We start from the raw sequence: 18691 nt of genomic DNA, 5'->3' as shown, positions 1-18691 counted from the left end.
TGCTCACGCGTGCGAGACCGCGTCCTCCGGCAGCCACACATCCCGAATCTCACAGCCCGAACTGTTCGATCAGCTGGTCCCGGTGCAGACGCAGCGTGCGGTTGTCAGGCAGGATCTCCAGGATTTGGGCGCCGTCGTAGTTGAGGAGCTGGGCCAGTGTCGTGGCGAACCCACGTGCGCGGCCGACCGGTTGGCCGGCACGCTCCGCCAGGGCGGTCATCGGCAGGGTGCCCGCTTCGACAAGTGCGACCAACGCGGGCTGAGCGCCCTTGGCCATGGACTTACGGGCCAGCATGTCCAGTTGCGCCGCATACAGCTCGGTGGCCATCAGACGTTCCACCAGGGTGGTAGCCGGGTCGCCAGAGTCCGGGCCCTGGGGGGCGGGCGGCGTCGCCTGCTGCTCTTCGAAGAGAGCCAGGGTCGGTTCGGCCGAGGCGGCGGCCTTCTTCGTCTGCTTGGTCGTCTGTTTGCGGCGCGATGCGGCTCCAGGAATTTCGACAGTTCCCGCGTCGCTTGCGACTGCCGAGGGTGCGGCACTGGTCTGCGTACCCCACCACGCGGGGGCCGGCTCCCCCAACTCCAACCAGTCTGTTGGCGGTTCGGCGCCGAACGGCAGGAGAGCGAGCAGGGGGATGGCGAATTCTGCGAGGGTGGCTCCGCCGTGGTAGCCGGCTTTCATCGCTGTGTAGCGGGCGTCGTGGTCGCGCAGTGCGACGATGCGCGCACCGGGTTCGGGCCAGACCACCCGTGGGCCGGACAGTTCCACCTCGGACGGGGCGAGCGGTTCACCGGGCAGGCGGTGGCGTGCCGAGGCGACGGTGCCTGCGGGGGCATCGGCCCGGTTGCCGCGCCGTTCGATCACGTGTCCGTGGTCTGAGGTGATCAGGACGGTCATGCCGCCCGCTCGAGCGGCCCGCAGGAGTGATTCCAGACCGCTAATCTCCTTGATCCGCCAGGCGCCGTCGCCCAGCTTTTGTTCTTTGCCGAGCCGGTCGTCCACGGTGTTCAGGACCACCGCGACATGTGTGCGCTCGTCTGCCAGGGCCTCACTCAGGGCAGTGGAGAACGGCGATCCGGTGTCCGGGCCGCGCAGATCGTCTTTGTGGAACACCTGGGCAGGGGCACCCTTCCAGCAAGCGTGTTGAGGGAAGAGCCGCTTCTCGTCGCCTTGGTCGCCCTTCATTAGCGCGCCAGCGAACAGCGAGGTACGCGAAACGGTGGTAAGCGTGGGCAACGCCGCGGCCACCGCCCGACGGGTCGGCGTGCCGCCCGGCTCGGGCAGTGGATCGAACTCTGACCAGTGGGCGCGCAGCTCCTCGCCGAGTTCGGCGGCGATCGCCGCGCTCATCCCGTCCACTAGGAGCAGCAGGACTCGATGCTCTGGCGAGGCGACTATGGGGGCGACCACGCGCTCCAGGAAGCTCTCCACGGTGAGCATGGTGCGGGGGGCGGTGCCGTCCGCCGTCCACACCGCAAGCCGCTCGGAGAAGGCGCGGTCCAAGGTGCGGCGCTTGGACCGGACCTGTTCGCCAAGCCGACTGTACGCGTCGGCGAGCACGGGGTCCGTGTCGCCGCCCGCTTCCAGGTGTTCCAACGCCCGGTCCACCCAGCCGAGTTCACGGATTTGCCGCGCGATCCCCTCGGCCACGGACGGGATCTCGTTCGTGGGTTGGGAAGCGATCCATCGCTGCAACCGGGCCGCCATCCGGACGCGCTCGATACGGGCAGGGGTGGTGTCGGCATCGGCGAGCGCGTGCTCTGCCAGCACGGCGAGAGCACCGGTGATCTTCTCAGCGCTGCCTGCGGCGAGTGCGTGCCCTGCCGCAGTGAAACGCGTGTCGAGGCCGGACATGAGCAGCGGGCTGGCCGCCGCGGCACGCTGCGCACCGAACTGGACGACCAGCTGCCCGGCCCGGTTCAGCACAGGGTCGGCCAGGCGATACTCGCCCCGTTCCAGCAGACCGCGTACGTACGCCTCGCCGCTGCGTGCGAAGGACGTCACCAGCCGGTCAAGGTCGTCGCCCTGGGCGGGCGGCTGCTCGCCCAGCCACCGTTCGGCGCGCCCGCGTGCCCGGTAGGTGTCCTGATCGGCGGTGGCGTGTTCCCACAGGGCTGCGCACACCACCGCGTACGCCGCCGCGTCCACCCCGTGCTCGGCCTCCAGGAGCGCGGTGATGATCCGGCCCGCCGAACCGGCTTGCTCGGGTTCGCCGAGGAAGGCGGCGAGGCCGGCGCGTTCCGGTCCGCGCAGCTCGCGCAACAGGCCGGGGCCGCCGGGGGTGAGCGTCCAGCGCAGCAGCGCGACGGCGTCGACGCGGTCGCTGTCGTCGAGCGCGGCCGGGGCACCCAGGGCGTCGGTGTCGTCGCGGGTCAGCCGCAGGCGGCGCCTGGCCAGTCGAGTCAGCGCTTCGTCACGGGAGAGCAGCCCCTTGCCGAGCGAGGGCCAGCGTCGGGTGGCGGCGGCGTCCACTAGTGCCTCGGCAGCCCAGCTCTCCGCACGCAGCCGCCCGTCGATCACGCGGGCGTCGAACGCCTCCCGTACGACCTCCCAGTTGTCCACGGAACGGATCCGGCCGCCGTAGACCCGGGCCAGCAGGCCGGGATCAAGCTCGGTGTCCTCGCAGTCGGTAAGCACGACCAGGACCCGCGGATCGGGCGGCGCCCCGTCAGCCGGGTGGTCCAGGTGCTCCAGGATCAGCTCGTGCACGGCCAGTACGGACGGTGCGACAGACACTCGGGCGTGCAGGCCACCCGCCGTGCGCTGGATGGCGGGCGCGTCCCAGATGGGAGCGGCGCGCAGCAACAGGACACGGACCGCGCCGTCGCCGAGCCGGCTACGGGCGGCCAGGTACTGGCGGACGGTCCCCGCCGACAGCCGGGCCAGACCCGCCGGTAGAGGGGCCGCGGTGGAGGCGGTGGAGGTCGCGGTGATGGGCGTCATCAGTCCACGACCTTCCAGACGACCTCCACGACAGCGTCCGGATGATCGGCCGCGAGCGCCGCGATCTCCGCCTGGAGTTCGGCCGCGGCGCGGGACGCAGTGGTCCGTCCGCCGCCACTCCGGGCAATGGAACGCGCCCCCGCGCTCGGCCCAGGCTGGGCCGGCGGTTCGGGCAGCACCTGGGGATGGGCGGAGCCGCCGCCCAGATCGACGTCCTCGGAGCTTGGCGTCGTCGAGACGGGGGGAGCGGGCGGCGGCGGAGCCTGACGGGACCTCAGTAGGGCCACCACTTCCTTGCCGCAGGCGCTCAGCACTCCGGGCAGGTCGGGATAATCCCCCGGGTCACCGGAAGCGGCCTCCCGCATCCGCGTCAGAACTGCCTCGCCTTCCACTCCCGTGGTGGAGGCCAGGCCGAGATGGTCCCAACTGGTGTTCTGCAGTGCTCCGGCGACCTTCCCGGCGCTCTTGAGGGACATCCCGTACCGCTGCGCGGTGTAGTCGCCGAGATCGAAGCGGGCGAGCCGCTCCACGACGGACTTGGCCTCGACGCCCGTCTCGGTGACCTGCCGCAGCAGCTCCTGGGCTTGCCGTGCCAGGACGAGCCGCGGCGAGTCGTCGGTCAGCTGCAGGAAGGCGCGGTGCTTCTCCAGCTCGGTGACAAGACGGCCGGCGTCCTGCGCGAGGCCGCTCGCGGCCTGCCTGATCTGCCCCGCGAACTGGTTCACGATCCGGCCGCGGTTCTGCTGCGGCGCAACACCGCCGAACACTGTCTCGAAACGCTCGCGCGCCCGCTCCCAGTCGCCGTCGTCCGGCCGCGGCTGCTCGCGGAGCGCGAACTCCGGCTTCAGCTCGTGCGGCGCGGGCGCGGGCTCCACCGGCACCCCGCCGCGCACCCACACTCGGTCGGTCATCTCCGCGTACGCGGCGGCCAGCAGTCTGCGCAGCGGCTCGGGCAGCCCACGCGGCTGGGGAAGGTCACTCCAGTCGGAGAGCCGGACCAGCGTCGGCTCGGCGACGGAGTCCCGTCGCGCCTGCGCGGTGAAATGGTCGGCCCACAGGCTCGCCTGCCGGTAGTACGCCTCCCGCATCACACCGAGCCCGAGCCCACCGGCGATCCTGCCCATGACCTTGCGGTCCTTGGCTTCGACCTCCACCTGTCCGTCACGGTGCTCGGCGGCCTTGCGCACGTACCCGAAAACCGTTCGGATCTCGGCTGCCTTGACGGGCTTCCCGGTGTTCTCCGGGTCCAGATCGGGGTGCGCCGGGAACTGGTGGCCGAGCAGCTTCCCGGCGAGCTCCCGGGCGGCCACATCCAGGGCCGCACCGAGCGGCAGCCGCAGCTCGGCCACCTCCTGCTGGGCCACCAGATGCGTGTCGAAGCTGAGGTCGACGACCCCTTCCTGCTTCTGCGCAAGGCCGTACGCCTGCCGCAGGGCCTGGTGGACCCGCTCGGTGAGGATGTCGAGCTGCGAGGCCAGCATGGACTTGGCGCGAGCCTTGTCGTCGGCGCCGAGGCTGCGCGCGTACTCGGAGTCGAAGCGGGCGTCGTCGGCGAGGGCCTTGTCGATGACGACCAGACGTTCGAAGTCGCCGCGCGTCGCGTCCGTCAGATGCGTGGGCAACCAGGCCAGGGTGCGGCCCTCGCCCCCTGGCTTCTCGCGCAGCGCACGCAGCCGCTGGACGTCGTCCATCGGCCCGAACTCGCCCTCGTCGTAAGGGAAGTCGACGACGAGCCGCCAAGCGTCGTCCTGGCTGGGCCGTAGCGTCGACTCGGGCAGGGAGTCGGCGTCGGCGACATTGCCGAACACCACCTCGACTTGCCGTTCGGTGCCTTTCCACACCAGGTCGAGTACGTCGTACGGGTCAAAGCCGCCAGGCCCGTCACTGACGCCGAGCGCGTCCTTGAGCAGGGCCCGCATCTTGGCCCGCCGACTGGCCTGGTTGTTGTGCACCTGGGCATTGGCGAGCACCGCGTCCAGATCGACACCGGTGAGTTCGAGGCGAACCACCGCACCGGGACCGGTGCCGACGACCTTTATCTCGGGGAAGGTCGCCGCCCATTCCTTGGCCTTCTGCTCAAGGCGGCCGACCTCGGTACCTGCGATACGGGTGGTGATGGAGCCGTGGTTGAGTGCGTTCAGTCGGGCCAGGGTGAGATCGGCGAGCGCGGGTACGCTCGGTGCGAGTGCGGACAGCAGCAGCGTCTGTAGGAGCCGGATGTCACCAGTGAAGTCACGGCAGCGTGCGGTCAGTTGAGGATCGCCCAGGCTCGCCGGATCGCGCCGGTACGCCTCCACCTGGTCCTCGGTGACCTGGTTGGTCCTGAGCAGGTACGGGCGCAGCTTGTCCCGGTACAGCTTGTCGGCGGCCTCGAAGTGCACATGCGTCTCGCCGCTGAACGCCTTGTCGCCGCCACCCGCGATCGCCGGATAGAGATCCCCGAGCGGTACGAGCTGACCGAGCCGCCACTCGTCCCGGTGGTCGACGAGCAGTTGGCTCATGAGCTTCAGACCGGTACGGGACCGCTGCAGCGCTGAGGAGATGTGCACCAGCGTGTCCATGAACGCCGGCGGGAACGGATATGTCTTGCGGAACGCGTCCTCGTCCGCGCCGGTCGTCGACTTGTCGTGCCCGAGGAGGGTGTCCCAGATGTCCGGCCCGAGTTTCTTGGCGTCGGCGAACGCAGCCTCGATCTTGGCCTCGGCCTCATCGCTCAGGGGCCGCAGCACGCGGGCGCGGGCGATCTGCGGCAGGTTGCGGTCCTCCAGGACGATCTTGTCGAAGCGTCCGCTGCCGCTGTGTCGCAGGCTGTCCTGAACGGCAGCTTCGGCCGCTCCCGACATCTCCTCTCCGACCAGCTCACGAAGGTCGCGCTGGCGGGCGATGAACGATACGACCGGAATGGCTCGCCGCTCGTCAGCGCCTTCGACAAAGTTCGCAATCTTGTCGGCTTCACGGGAGACGAACTTCTGGTCGTGGATACGGGAGGCCAGCCAGAGAATCAACTCGTCCAGGAACAGGACAAGTCCGTCGTAGCCCATCGACTTCGCGTGCGCGGCGATGATGCCGAGCCCCTTATCCAGGGATACGAACCCATCGGCGTCCTCGGACGCGGACCGGGCGAAGGAGGGAAACAGGGTCTGCGTCAGATCCTGTACGAGTCGGGCCCGCAGCTCACGCGGCGTAGAGGGATTGCCGAGATCGAGCTGCTTGGTGTTCTCGTGCTCCTCGGGTGCGCTCACCGCGGTGTCGAGGAGTTCGGTGGTCCATGCGAACGACTCGCCCCACTCGTCCTCGCCGTCACCGTCCCCGGCGTCGGCGAGCTGCGCGATCACCCAGCCGTCACCGTTCCGCCGACGCAGCTGGTCGAAGTCTTCGAAGAGCCCCTCGGTCAGATAGACCTGCGGCAGCGGGCAGTTCGGATCCAACTTGCGTACGTGCTCCACGTACCGCCCGAGCACCCGCTGCTCAAGGGACTTGGCGCCCAGCATGTGGTACGGCACCAAGAGGAACTTCCGACCGTCGGCGTCCAGCCAGGAGTGCTGGGCACGGACGGGATCGAGCTCCCTGCGAGCGCGGGCGGCCGAGTTTCCGGAGAGCAGGGCGTACAGCACCGCCATGAAGTGCGACTTACCGGAACCGAAGGAACCGTGCAGGTATGCGGCCTTGGAGGAGTGGCTGTCCTGTGCTGCCTTGATGAGGTCGAGAGCTTGGGTGAAGTTGCCGACGAGGCGGTCGGTTACGACATAGTCCTTCAGCGCCGCCTTGGCGCCCACGGGGGTAACCGCCTCGCTGAGCTTCAGCACGAAGTCGGAGGTCGACACCGACTCCGGGATGTCGATCAGCTCGCGCAGCAGCGGACGGTCCTCGGGGCGGGGGGCTTGCCTGCTCATGAACGCCATGGTGGGTCTCTTTGCTCCTGGCCCTGATCAGTCGGATTCGGCGGCGGGGATGGTGGTCTGCGCGGCCTGCTGCTTGGGTGCGGCCTTCTTCGCGGCGCCGCGCCCACGCGTGGCGGCGGGCGGACGCCAGTCGCGCAAGGCGTCGTCGGTCAGCCCGAGTTCACCCTGCTTCTGCTGCCGGAACGCGAGGATCTCCGTTGCGGGCGAGGCTCCGAACTCCGGGTCGTACTCGCTGTACCACTGGTCGAGCCAGGGCTGAAGCTCAAGAAGCCCGGCGAGGTAGGGGAGGAGGTCGTCTTCGTTCAGGCCGGCGGTCTGGACGTACGAGGCGAGTGCCAGGGCCTGTTCGAGGTGGTCCCAGCCGGCCCACCCGTACAGCTCCGGCGACTGCGCGTTGACCGTCCCGTACGACACGAACCGTTCCTTGGGCACGTCCAGTTTGCCGCGCGCCCGCCAGTAACTCGGCTTGAGGAAGTCGGCCGAGGTGTACTTCGGCGGTACGGGGGTGCGCTCGCGGATCTTCCGCTTGGCAGGCTCGTCGGGCGCTGCGTCCTCCTCTCGCTGAAGGCCCCATACATGTTCCCAGTCGGCGCGCTTCTTCAGCCCGGCGGGCTTGTAGCGGAGGGCGGCGACGAACGGGACGTGCTCCTCGGCGAGCAGCTCGCGCACGGTCTTGGCGAGGTCCTGCCGGGGCGCGTACAGCTCCGCGACGGCGGTGAAGTCCTCGTCCGTGGAGAGGCTTTCGGTGAGCCGGGGGAGCGTGGTGACGGTCGGATTGCCCTGCTCATCGAACCAGTACGAGCGGTCCTCGATCCGGTCGAGGAGCCAGGCGCGCAGGGCCTTCTGCCGCATGGCGTCCCAGCCCTCGGTGGCCCAGCGCCGCTTGTACTCGGGGCGCTCGACCATGCCGATGGCACGGTTGGACTCGATGGCGTCGATGCGCTTCTGCACGAGGGCGCGGTAGTCGTCGGGCCAGTGGGCGGGGATCTCGGTGAGGGGGGTGGATCCGTGGCGCTTGAACCACTCGTCGCTGGCCTCCCCGGCGGCGAGGCGGCGCGCGAGCAGGATCTCGAAGGCGCGCTGGCCAAGGGCGAGTTCGGGGACGGCGCCGGAGTCGAGGGCGGCGGAGGGGTCGGTCTTGACCTCGTGGAGGCGGAGGTCCTCGGAGTGCAGGTTGTAGAGGGAGTAGACCTGCCAGTCCAGTTCCTCCTGGAGGGCAATCATGCGGGCGCGGGTGGAGGCGTAGAGAGTCTCGGCGTCACGGAGAGCAGCGGCAGTGGGGACGGCTGTACCTGCGAGCGCAACTGGCGTTGCCTTTGAAAGCTGCTGTGCTAGAGAGTCCAACTCGGCCGCAAGCGCCGTGGGATAATGGATCGGGAGAGAAAGCTCGCCAACCTTGGCCCCGTTAAACTGGTAAAAATCTTCGAACGGCAACGTAGATTGTCGTGCGCCCAAAGAGTCCACTGTGCTTCCCATGTTGTGGCTAACCATCTTCAACCACATGCATACCGTGGAACTGTTTAGAAGGCCGAGAAGGTTCAGGTGGTCGCTTTCAGTCGCGCTTTGAGGCAGCTTGAGGATCAAGGCCGATTGCTTGAATACCTTACTGTCGCGATTTAGTACGAAGTGATTGTGTGTGGCTACGAACGCGTAGCAGATCGACCAAGGGTGGCTCTTGGGGCTCGAGGTTACTTGGTGCCATTCATACCAAGGGCGGCCGTCTGAAAAATAGGTTCCTTTCGAGAAAGTTGCGCGGTTTCCTAGGGTGGTGCGTCCAGCCCACATCCACCTGTACGCGGCGGACGTAGGGTTCAAGGTGACTAGTTCAAACTTCCCATTCTGTTCCTTGTATGGAAAGAATGCGAAGGTTTCCTCGGTATGTACCCAATCGCGCAATTCGTCGCCTAGCACGACAGTGCGGCCGAGCTCTGCTTCTCCTCCTCGCCGTCGCCAGCTGATTGGCGTGGTAAGCATCATGCTGTCGGCGTTTGTTTGGCCTGTGTAGCCAATACGTTGCGTGACGGCCTGGAGCTTCACTTTGTTGGCTGCGAGAGAAGTGGCGATCTCTAGGCCGCCTGCGCTCAGGATCCAAGGGTGCAGCGCAAAATTCTCATGACGGTCCAGGTCGTCAACTGCCACCCACTGGCTTGTCGACCCTGGCGAATCGATTTGTTCGGAAATTGCCCGCCAGACTAGGCCGTCTTCTGCCTTGATTGGAGCTGACGGCTCCCCCTGTACGCTACGCACCGTCCGAACTGTCATCTGCCGGTTCGACCCGCTTCTCGGCCGTCCCACCAGGATTACGGTTGGTGTTCCATGACCGGGGATGTATGCGCCTGATGTGTCAATGACTTCAGTGAGCTCGACCTTGTGGGCGAAAAATTCCTCGATGAGCCTCGCGCCGAATTCACGCTTCATGAAGGAACTTGCCGTGATCTGGCCGACGGTGCCGTAGCCGCCACTGTCGGGCGTGCCTCGCTTAGCGAGCTCGAAGAATCTCTGTGCGAACGGAACCGACAGCGCGTACGTCCCAGCGCACGCGTCATACAATTCCCGGTATAGCTGATTCAGGTTCTTGTCCTTGACCGTGATATACGGAGGGTTACCAACCACTACGTGGTATCGGCCGGGTTCCAAGATCCGCTCGTACTCGTGCACGTCCTCCGTCGCGTACGAGAACTCGGCCAGTGGGTCCCCAGTCTGCTCATCCCCGATTCCGAGCTGGAGCTCCAACTGCCGATCCTTGATGAGAGAGTCGCCTACTGCCAGCTGAATCGGCCAGTCGTATGCCCGCGCTCCCGCGAACGTCCTGATCTCGCTTGCCGCCATTGCCGCGACCAGCAGCCGGAATCGGGCCACCGCTACCGCGAACGGGTTGAGGTCCACCCCGTGCACCGACTCCAGCGCCGCTCGCACTCGCTCGTACGCGTCGGCTTCCGGCCGCTTCTCGGCCCACATCCGTAGCAGCCGCCGAAACGCCCCAAGCACGAAGTGCCCCGACCCGCAGGTCGGATCGATCATCTTCAGTTCGGCGAAACCGAACTCCTGCAACGCCGGCGTCATCGTCCGGTCGAGGATGAACTCCTCCACAAACTCGGGAGTCTGCCGGAGCGCGTACGTGTCCCGAGCGGCCTGGCTGAGGTATTCATACAGGTCACCCAGGAAGCGGGTGTCCCAACCCTCCGTACCGTCCTCACTCAGCGGGTCACGGAAGTCGTGCACCAGCACATGGTCAGCCGCGCCGTCCTCCCCGTCGCCCGCCTCCACCCGCTGCTCTCGCCAAAACGCCAACAGCGCCCCGGCACCATCATGCGACAGCGGAATCTGGAACAGCGGATTGTGGTCTGGATCGAAGAGCAGTCGCCCGGCCTGCCCCGCGCCCAGCTCCTCGAACGCGGTCTCCAGCCACCCTCGGTACGTGGGGTCGGCGTCCTTCTCCAGGTACTCGTCGTACCGTGCCTGCGCGACCTCCCGGCCCTCTACATCCGGGGCCGTGATGTACGGCTCTGGGATCAGCCCGTTGTCCTCGCTGAACCGGACGAAGACCGTGCCGAGCACCCAGGCCACCGCCACCTGCGTGACCCGCTCGCCCAACCACGCGTTCCAGGTGGCCGCCGTGCGCCCCAGCTTCCGGGCTGTGTCGTACTCGCCGCGCAGTTTCGTCCCAACCTCGGGGACGGCCTTGACCTGCTGCTCAAGATCGCTCTCCGCTGCCTTGACCTGCTTCTGCAGATCGGCGAGGAGGCTCTTGCGGTCGATCACGAACGGCTCCCGAAGTGAAGTGATACGGAACAAACAAGGATAAGGACGAGAACAACGGCGAGAACCAGGACCAAGGACTGGGTCTAACGGCCCCGCCGGAGTCGCTAGCTCACGCCTCTGGCGCCAGATGTCGGCGCCCGACCCACGCGTCCGGCACGACGATCCACTCGTCGAACCCCGCTTGGTACGGCACGCTCTGCCCGGCTAGGCGCGGCGCACGCGCCGGGTCGGACGCGGCGACGAGCAGCCACAGCGGACGGCCGCCCTCCCGTGCGGTCTCCGCGAGGCGGCTGAGCAGGTCGAGCGCGTCGTACCGGGCCAGGGCCGCCGTGTCGGTGAGTAGCAGAGGACCCGAACTTGAGCCAGCGGAGCCGGCCGTCGCCAACCACTCCCGCAGCTTCGGTTCGACCCGCCCCCACGCCTTGTCGGTACGCACCCGCAGCTGCTGGTGCGGACGGCTGCCGGCCTCGGAGGCGTCCGCCTTGAGCACGGTTTCCCAGGTCGGTTTCGGCGTCTCGCCCACCACACCACGCAGCTCGGTGACGAACACCCCGGTGAGTGAGAGCGGCTGGGCCCCGTACGGCGCCTCGGACAGTCGCTGTACCGCTTCCTCGACTCGGCGCTGCGGCACGGTCAGAATTCGGAAGCCGTCCTGCCGGGCCGAGTGGACCAGACGCTGGTCGGCCTTGACGGCGGCGGCGACCGCAGCGTCCTCGTCGTACCGGGTCGGGGCGGATCGCCGGGCCGCTGATGCGCCCCAGCTCGCCGAGGTGAGACCCGCGGTAGAGCCATCAGCGGGGCGGTCGGGGATCAGGCGGAGCACGCCGTCATAGCGGGTGGCCAGCTTCAGTTCGAAACCGGCTTGCTTCAGGTCTCGTACCAGTGCGCTGCCAGTGGGCAGTTCGCGCGGAGCCAGAGGGTCGGTGCCCAGCTCGGGGAAGCGGGTGGTGACCCGCTTGTGCAGGTCGGACACGGTCAGGCCCGGCTGTCGGTCCTCTTCGACGCCCGGCTGCACGGCGACCACACCGGCCTGCGTGATGCGCAGTGCACGGACCAGGCCCAGGTCGCGCGGATAGATCTCCAGGCGGGGGGTGAGTGCGGCCTGGGTGGAGGCGGCGACCGCGATTTCGGCGGTGCGGCGCTCGTCCCAGTTGAGGGTGCCGGGCGGGCGGCGTACCGCGTCGAGGTCGGTGAGGACCGTGCTCGCCGTCGGCAAGGACTCCTGCGCCGCCAGCTTGTCGGCCTTCGCGCCCAGGTTCAGTGCGTACTCCTGCAGGGCTGGCCCCGTCGGAGTGTCCGGGCCGTCCACGCCCTCGCGGACATCGAGGGCGAGCAGCCCAAGTACCGGGGCGGCTCCCCTGGGCATGCGGGCGTGGAAGTAGCGGAAGAGCTGTGGTGTCTCGTTGTCCCAGCTCTCCCGCTCGACCAGCGCGCGCAGGACTGACAGGGCCAATGCCCGCCTCTCGCGCCGCTCGGGCAGCTGGGTGCCGCGCCGGGCGATCAGCGCGTCGGCGATCTCAACGGCGGGGACGACCCGGCCACGCTCGGCGAGCAGCTCCACGAGTTCGTCGCGGAGCAGGCCGAGTGCCGGATCGTTGAACCAGCGCTCGCGGGCCTTCTTCACGATCTGCGGAATGCGGCCCCGCGTCAGCCCTACCGCGTCGGCCACGTCCAGCTGACGGACCCAGGCCAGGTCGCCCGGCAGCACACTCCGTTCGTCGGGCAGTCGCAGCAGCAGCCGGATCGCTTCGCGCTCGGTGGCGTTCGACTTGGCGCTGCCACCGGACGGCTTGGGCACCAGGCGGGAGGCGAGAGCATCCAGGCTGAGTGCGCCGAGCACGAGCGGAGAGCGCACTCCTTCGCCAGCGACCGCGACGGTGTCGGCGAGTGCGCGCTCCAGTTCCGAAAGCTCCTGGCCTGCCGCCTTGCGGGCCTCCGGACTCAGTGGCGCGGGGGCGGCCTTGCCCAGCCGGGCGTTCCACTCCTTCTGCCGGCGCTGGATCTCCTCCCGGGTACGCGAGCCCATGCCCGGCGCGGTGAGGAACTTGCGCGCCGAGTAGTCCAGGACGTCCCCGACCGTGTTCAGCCCCATGGCGAACAGCTGAGACTGCGCCGACTGCGTCAGACCAGCCACCGACAGTGACGTGGAGCGGTCAGCGCGCTCGGCCTGCTGGTCGCGGATCTGCTCGGCGGAGGCGTCGTCGTCTTCCCTCCCGATCTGTGCCTGACGCTGCGGATGACCACTCGCCGTCTCGTCCTGTCCGACCGCCGCGTTGCGCCCGGACTGTTCCGTGTGACCACTGCTCGGCGCCGTCGTGCGCTGCGCATCCAGGAAGATGCGCTGCCAGGCACGCTCCATGGGCTTCAGGTCACTGAAGCGGTCCTTCACATCCCGGGCCAGCGCCTTGCGGAAGAACGCCACCAGACCGTCTCGCACAGCCGGTTCGAAGGCGTCGGCGGCGAGCTGCGGGTACGGCCACTTCTCCGCGTCCGTCTGACGGGCGGTTACCGAGCCGTCGCCCCAGCGCGGCAACTCGTTCGACGCCATCTCGTGCAGGGTGACCGCGAGTGCGTAACGCTCGGCGTGCCCGTCGTAGGTACCGCGCGTGACGACGCCCACGAACGGGTCGAGGTATCCCTCGGTGCCGGCCTCGATCTCCTTGGCCGGGTAGCCGGCGAGTGAGAAGTCGATCAGGACCAGCTGCCGGGTGCCGTTGCCACGGATACGGATCGCGATGTTGTCCGGCTTGAGGTCGCGGTGCCAGATCCCCTCCGCCTCCAGGTGGTCCACCGCGCCGAACAGGTATTTCCCGTACGCCTCCAACTGGTCCATGCCCAAGCGGCCGTTGTCCCGCAACTGGCGGGCGACGGTGTCCTCGCGGCGACGCGGTCCCTTCGCCACGCCGCCCGCCCCTGTGGTGTCCTCGCGGTGCTCGCGGCTGTCGCCCACGTATTCCAGGACCAGGACGCGGCGCCCCGCCAGCGTGAGCGGCTCCGGCTCGTACAGCGAGATGATGCTGGAGTCCCGGTGGATACGGCCCAGGACCTCCGCCTCCCGGTCCAGAACCGAGTGCTTGGCGTCGCTCAGCGCGACCTTGAGCACTGCCACCGGCAGGGCACCGCTGCGGCGCGGCTCGCCTGCCAGGTCCCGCACCAGGAACGCCCGCGACGTCGATCCCGTGCCGAGTCGGCGTAGGACTTCCCAGCGGCCTGCCAGCACGTCGCCGGCCACCGCCTCCAACGGGTCCCTCTCGGGCTCGTCCGGTTCTCCACCGGGCTCTGCACCGTCACCGCTGTTCCCAGCCCCGCTACTGGTAGCGCCTACGGCCTTGTCGTCGTCCGCCGAAGCTTCGTCGGCGAACGCCTCTTCGACGTACTCCAGCATCTCGAGGAAATCGTCGACCGTGGACAGTCGTCGGCTCGGCTCGTACGCGGTAGACGCCTCGACCAGTTCGTCGATGTCAGTGTGCAGTCCGTCGACCAGCGCGCTGGGACGCAGGCTTCCGCCGGCTTCGAGGTGCGCCAGGACCTCTCCCTGGTTCGCGCCCGGCGCCTGCCCGGTGATCAGCAGATACGTGAGCACCCCGAGCCCGTACACGTCCAGACGCACTGGATCGGCCTTCGGGAGACGCAGCTCTGGGGCCAGATACGGGTCGGCTTGTTCAGAGACGTGGGAACCCGACATATGGGTGGGTGCCAGGGTCAGCGGGCGACCGCTGCTCGCGCTCTGCCCTGTGGCGATCTGCCAGTCCGCGATCTGCATCCACGGCCGGAGCCAACGCTGCTCCTCGCCGAGCTCCCGCCCGCGCGGCCCGCGGTCCTGTGGTACGACGTGCACGGCGTGCGCCGACAGAGTCCGGTGGTGAATCCGGCGGGAGTGCGCGGAGCGCACCGTCTCCGCGAGCTGGCGTACCAGGGCGAGGCGTCCCTCAAGGTTGAGCCGCTGTCCGTGCTCAACGAGGTAATCGTCCAGGCGCAGCGTCTCAGGGTGGTAGTCGAAGAGGATCGCCGGACCGGCCGGATGCCCGGAGGGCAGATAGGTCTTCAGCTGCACTGCACCGGGGTGCCGGAACCGGCTGAGGACCGTGGCCTCGCGTGCGGCGGCCCGCTCCACGGAGCGGCGGGCGTCGTCGGAAGCCCCCCGTTCGCTGAGGAAGATCCGAACCCTCGCCAGGTCGTGCAGCTGGGAGTGACGACCGCGATAGTCGGCCCAGGTAGGACCGGAGTCGAACGCCTTGGCGTCGAGGAGATATCCGCCGACTTCGTGCTGGCGGCGGATCGAGGCGATACCGAGTCTCTTCAGGGCGGCCTCGACGCGACGGGACGTCTCCGCTGTGATCCGGTGCCGGGCGTCGGACGGGGGTTCGGCGAGCATCTCCACGAGCTGCTTGACCGTGAACACGCCGTTCATGTCGGCGGTCGGGAGCGTCAGCTGCAGCCTGTCGTCGGTGAAGCAGACTGCCTCACCCACCCAGATTCGCGGCCGGGACCCAGGGCCCCGTGCGTCGCCGTTGACCAGCCCCGACAGCTCCTTGGCCTTACGGTTCGCCAAGTGCAGTGGGTTGCCGTGCCGTCGCATCGTCCCGCCGGGCGTGGTCTGCACCCAGTCGTTGCCACCGCCGCGTACCGAGCCGTGCCAGTCCTTCAGCTCGATCAGGAACACCCCGGCTGGAGCCGTCACCAGAAGATCGATCTCCCGCACGTGACCGCTGGTCGCAGTGAACGTGAAGTTCGACCAGGCACGCCAAGGTTCCTCGTCCGGCAGACGCCGACGGATCGCCTCAAGGCCGCGGCGCTCGTGCTCGTACTCGGACTCGGTGACTGTCGTCCACCGGTCTTCCCGCATGCCGCTCTCCGTCTGCTCGCGCGCCTACCCCGCCGGATTCTCACAGGCGACACCGCCTCAACTGAACCCCTGCAAATCCTAAGGGGAGGGACTGACACAGGGGGATGGATCGGTCATGAGTGCGTGCTGCATGGGCCACGGGCCGCGCGAACGACCGCGATGTGAGGGTTCCGGCGGACGGCCACGTGCTGCGGTTGCTGCAAGCGGGAGTGCCCGCGACTTCGGGCGGTGGACCGCCTGGCTGGCGACCTGACGATCCCCGAAGATGGGCATAAAACGCTGGCGGGTCGACTGTGCGTGAAATTCTGCCCGTGCTGGAGGGTAATGCCTGGTCGATTTTCGACTGAGGAGAAGATGCGGTCAACCTCGCGTATGAGGCGCTATACAGAAAAGGGGCAGTCGGTGGTGGCAGCTGCCCAATTCCTCAATGCTGTCGCTTGGTGCGCACTTGTGTGTGCTGGACGAGCTGAACGGTGCGTCGGTGGGGTGACCGATAGGGCAGGCGCTTAGAAGGCGCCTACCCTGCTCGCGAGCCCTGCGGTGCAGTTTGCCCTAATTTAGCAACTTTTGTGCAGTGAATTCTGCCTCAGGAGCAGTTCGCCGACGGCAGACGTATTGGGTCGCCAAGGGACTGGATTAGTTCGGCTGCTTCAAGTGAACCTTGATGTCGGCGGGTTAGTCGCGGGTGCATGCAATCGGCATGACGCGACGGGAAACTCCGCACGGGCCAATGGACGGGCCCCTGTCTTTGTAGCACGGGATCCCCGGTTACCGAAACCGGGGATTGTGTGGACGATTGTCCTTGTCAAGCGGTCCTCGTGCGACGAATCCCCTATTTCCCTGAGGAGTTCACTGCTGTGCTGGTCGATGCATTGGATGAGGAATGGATACTTTCCGAGAGGCAAGTTCTCTCGCTGTTGGATTGGATACGCCAGCAGGCGGGCGGGAGTCGCTCGGTGTACCCCTTCCTGGCCACCTTGGCTGAGGGGGCACTTCGTCCGAGTGAAGCCCGCTCCCTGCGTGTTCGCGATGTTGTCCTTCATTCGGGTGGTTCTGGCGAGCTGACAGCTCGCCATCGAGGTCAGGATCGAGTGGTTCAGCTGCGACCTCAGTTCGCCACGTTCGTGCGCGGGTGGATCGACGAGGATGGCCTCCAGAACGACGATCTGCTGTTCCCTGGCTCGCGCGGTGGACGACTTACGGCAGCCGCGTACGAGCGGGTGTGGGAGCAGGCGCAAGAGGCCGTGCTGCCGCACGACAAGCTGCTGGACTGGCGGTTGGGGGAGCCGGTCGACATCCTCCGGGACTCCTCCCTGGTGCGGTGGCTAAGGCTGGGCGTCGACGTCGCCAAGGTGGCCAAGCTCGCCGGCGTGACCCCGGCCTGGTTGGCGCTCCGCTACCCGTACTGCTTCCGTCTCGAAGCGACCGAGATCGACTCGGAGCCCGCTGCTCAGGCAGCTTGCCTTCTGGAGCCGACTACGCGGTGAACTCAGGTCGGCGCTCCTGTCGATCGGGGGAGCGCCGCCGCCCGCGGACCCGTTCCGCACGCCTTCCGGCCCATTCCTGTCTGGCTCCTGTTTTCAGGGGTCCTGCCGCTCCCCTGACGTGCCGCGCCCCGTCCCCGACTGAGGGCATGACGGCCTGCCTCACCCGGACCGGCCACGCGGCCGCCTGTGCGCCGCGCTCCTTCCCGTCTCCCCGCCAAGGACTCACCCATGCCCGCACGCCTGTTGTCCATCCCCGCCGTCGCCGCCGCCCTGGACGTCGACCGCCGCACCATCTACCGCTTTATCGCCGCAGGCGACCTTCCAGTCGTCGATCTGCGCACCGGCACGGGCCGCTCGCGAATCCGCGTCCCCGCCGCCGGCCTCGACGAATTCATCTCCAGCCGCGCCGTCGCAGCACCGAGACCGCGCCGCTGACCCCGGCCCACCGAAGGGCCTTCCGTACCGACATGAGGAGTTGGGCTGTACCTACGCAAGCTGAAGACCGGCAACTGGCAGGCGACGGTACGCAACCGGCTCGGTGATCGTTTTAGCGAATCGTTTCCCCTCAAGACGCAGGCGCGCGCCTGGGGGCTTGAGATGGAGACCCAGTTCGCCCGCGGGGGTCTGCGTGACCCGCGCGTGGGTGAGACCTCCTTCCGCGACTGGCACGACCGGTGGTGGGACGCCCGCGTCGTCGAGCCCCACACCTTGCAGGGTGACGGGTCGAGTATCAAGAACCATGTCATGCCCCACTGGGCCGACTGGGAGATGCGGGCCATCACCCGCATGGATGTGCAGAGTTGGATCCGCTCCTTGATCGACAAGGGCGCCGGGGCGGCGGCCATCAAGCGGGCCTACAACCTGACCTCCTCCATCATGCGCGCGGCTGTCGACGACGACGTGATCGCGGTGAGCCCCTGCCGCAGCATCGACCTGCCTCAGATCGCCGTCAAACCGCCGCAGTGGTTCACGCTCGACCAGGCGCAGAGAATCCTGGACGAACTCCCCACCGTGTGGCGGACGATGTGCCTGCTCGGCTTCTACACCGGCCTGCGATGGGGCGAGCTCTCCGGGCTGCACCGCCACCGCATCGACCAGCGCCGCTCCCGTCTGTTCGTCGTCGAGGTCAACACCAAGAGCGGCATCAAGGAGTACCCGAAGAGCTCCAAGAGCCGCCGCGAAGTGCCGCTTCCGCCGCACGTCCTGGAGGCGCTGGAGCGCCACATTCACCGGCTCGACCGGGATGCCGTGGTGTTCACCACCCTCACCAAGGGCCGGGCTGGCCGCCTCCTCAACGACGGAAACTGGCGACGGCAGATCTGGTGGCCGACCGTCGACAACGCCTACTACTTCGACGATGACGGCGAGCAGCAGCTCGTCCCGCACTACCCGCCCCACTCCATGCGCCACACCTGCGCCTCGTGGCTCGTGCAGAAGGGCGTCTCGCTGTACGAGGTCCAGCACCTCCTCGGCCACGAGAGCTTCCAGACCACCCAGCGCTACGCACACCTCCAGCCCGACGCGCACAAGGCCGTGCTCGGCGCCTGGGAGCGCATGGAGGCACCACTCACCATCGCCGCATAAACGTTGCTTCGCCCCGTCCGCAGCGGACGGGGCGAAGTCGTATGCGGGTGCACTGGTGATCGGCCCGGATGGAACCGCCGCAGGAGACTCGCCAAGAGTTCCGTTGTCGACGAGATTGCTCGACGCCTGATGTCAAGTGGCTGGCGTTCGACCGCTGCGATGCGGGATC

Annotated in this window: 7 protein-coding genes; 3 read left to right on the top strand and 4 right to left on the bottom strand. The window is 67.9% G+C overall.

The window, feature by feature from the left end:
• Positions 1–49 precede the first annotated feature (49 nt).
• The 4 genes from pglZ to pglW all read right to left on the bottom strand — a co-directional run bounded on the left by pglZ (position 50) and on the right by pglW (position 15451).
• Positions 50–2941: a BREX-2 system phosphatase PglZ gene (gene pglZ / locus ACIBUY_RS07660; protein WP_399152083.1), complete on the bottom strand. Its 2892-nt coding sequence runs from the start codon at positions 2939–2941 to the stop codon at positions 50–52.
• Positions 2941–6843: a phage resistance protein gene (locus ACIBUY_RS07655; protein ID WP_399152082.1), complete on the bottom strand. Its 3903-nt coding sequence runs from the start codon at positions 6841–6843 to the stop codon at positions 2941–2943. The genes pglZ and ACIBUY_RS07655 overlap by 1 nt, the downstream gene beginning before the upstream one ends.
• 27 nt (positions 6844–6870) lie before the next feature.
• The gene (gene pglX / locus ACIBUY_RS07650) at positions 6871–10605 is read right to left on the bottom strand and encodes a BREX-2 system adenine-specific DNA-methyltransferase PglX (protein WP_399152081.1); all 3735 of its coding nucleotides are present in this window, start codon (positions 10603–10605) and stop codon (positions 6871–6873) included.
• A gap of 109 nt (positions 10606–10714) precedes the next feature.
• The gene (gene pglW, locus ACIBUY_RS07645; protein WP_399152080.1) at positions 10715–15451 is read right to left on the bottom strand and encodes a BREX system serine/threonine kinase PglW; all 4737 of its coding nucleotides are present in this window, start codon (positions 15449–15451) and stop codon (positions 10715–10717) included.
• Between the two features lie 857 nt (positions 15452–16308).
• Here pglW and ACIBUY_RS07640 point away from each other — a divergent pair.
• From ACIBUY_RS07640 to ACIBUY_RS07630, 3 genes are all read left to right on the top strand, one after another.
• Positions 16309–16938, top strand: a complete 630-nt coding sequence (locus tag ACIBUY_RS07640) for a tyrosine-type recombinase/integrase (RefSeq protein WP_399152079.1) — start codon at positions 16309–16311, stop codon at positions 16936–16938.
• 228 nt (positions 16939–17166) lie between these two features.
• Positions 17167–17373 carry a helix-turn-helix domain-containing protein gene (locus ACIBUY_RS07635; RefSeq protein WP_399152078.1) on the top strand — a complete coding sequence of 69 codons (207 nt, stop codon included), beginning with the start codon at positions 17167–17169 and terminating at the stop codon, positions 17371–17373.
• Between the two features lie 162 nt (positions 17374–17535).
• Entirely contained in the window at positions 17536–18522 is a 987-nt protein-coding gene (locus ACIBUY_RS07630; protein WP_399152077.1) for a tyrosine-type recombinase/integrase, read from the top strand.
• The last annotated feature ends 169 nt before the right edge of the window (positions 18523–18691 follow it).

The organism is Streptomyces sp. NPDC050085, assembly GCF_044460595.1.
In the GTDB taxonomy this organism is placed as follows: domain Bacteria; phylum Actinomycetota; class Actinomycetes; order Streptomycetales; family Streptomycetaceae; genus Streptomyces.
This window is presented reverse-complemented; position numbering and strand designations above follow the sequence as displayed.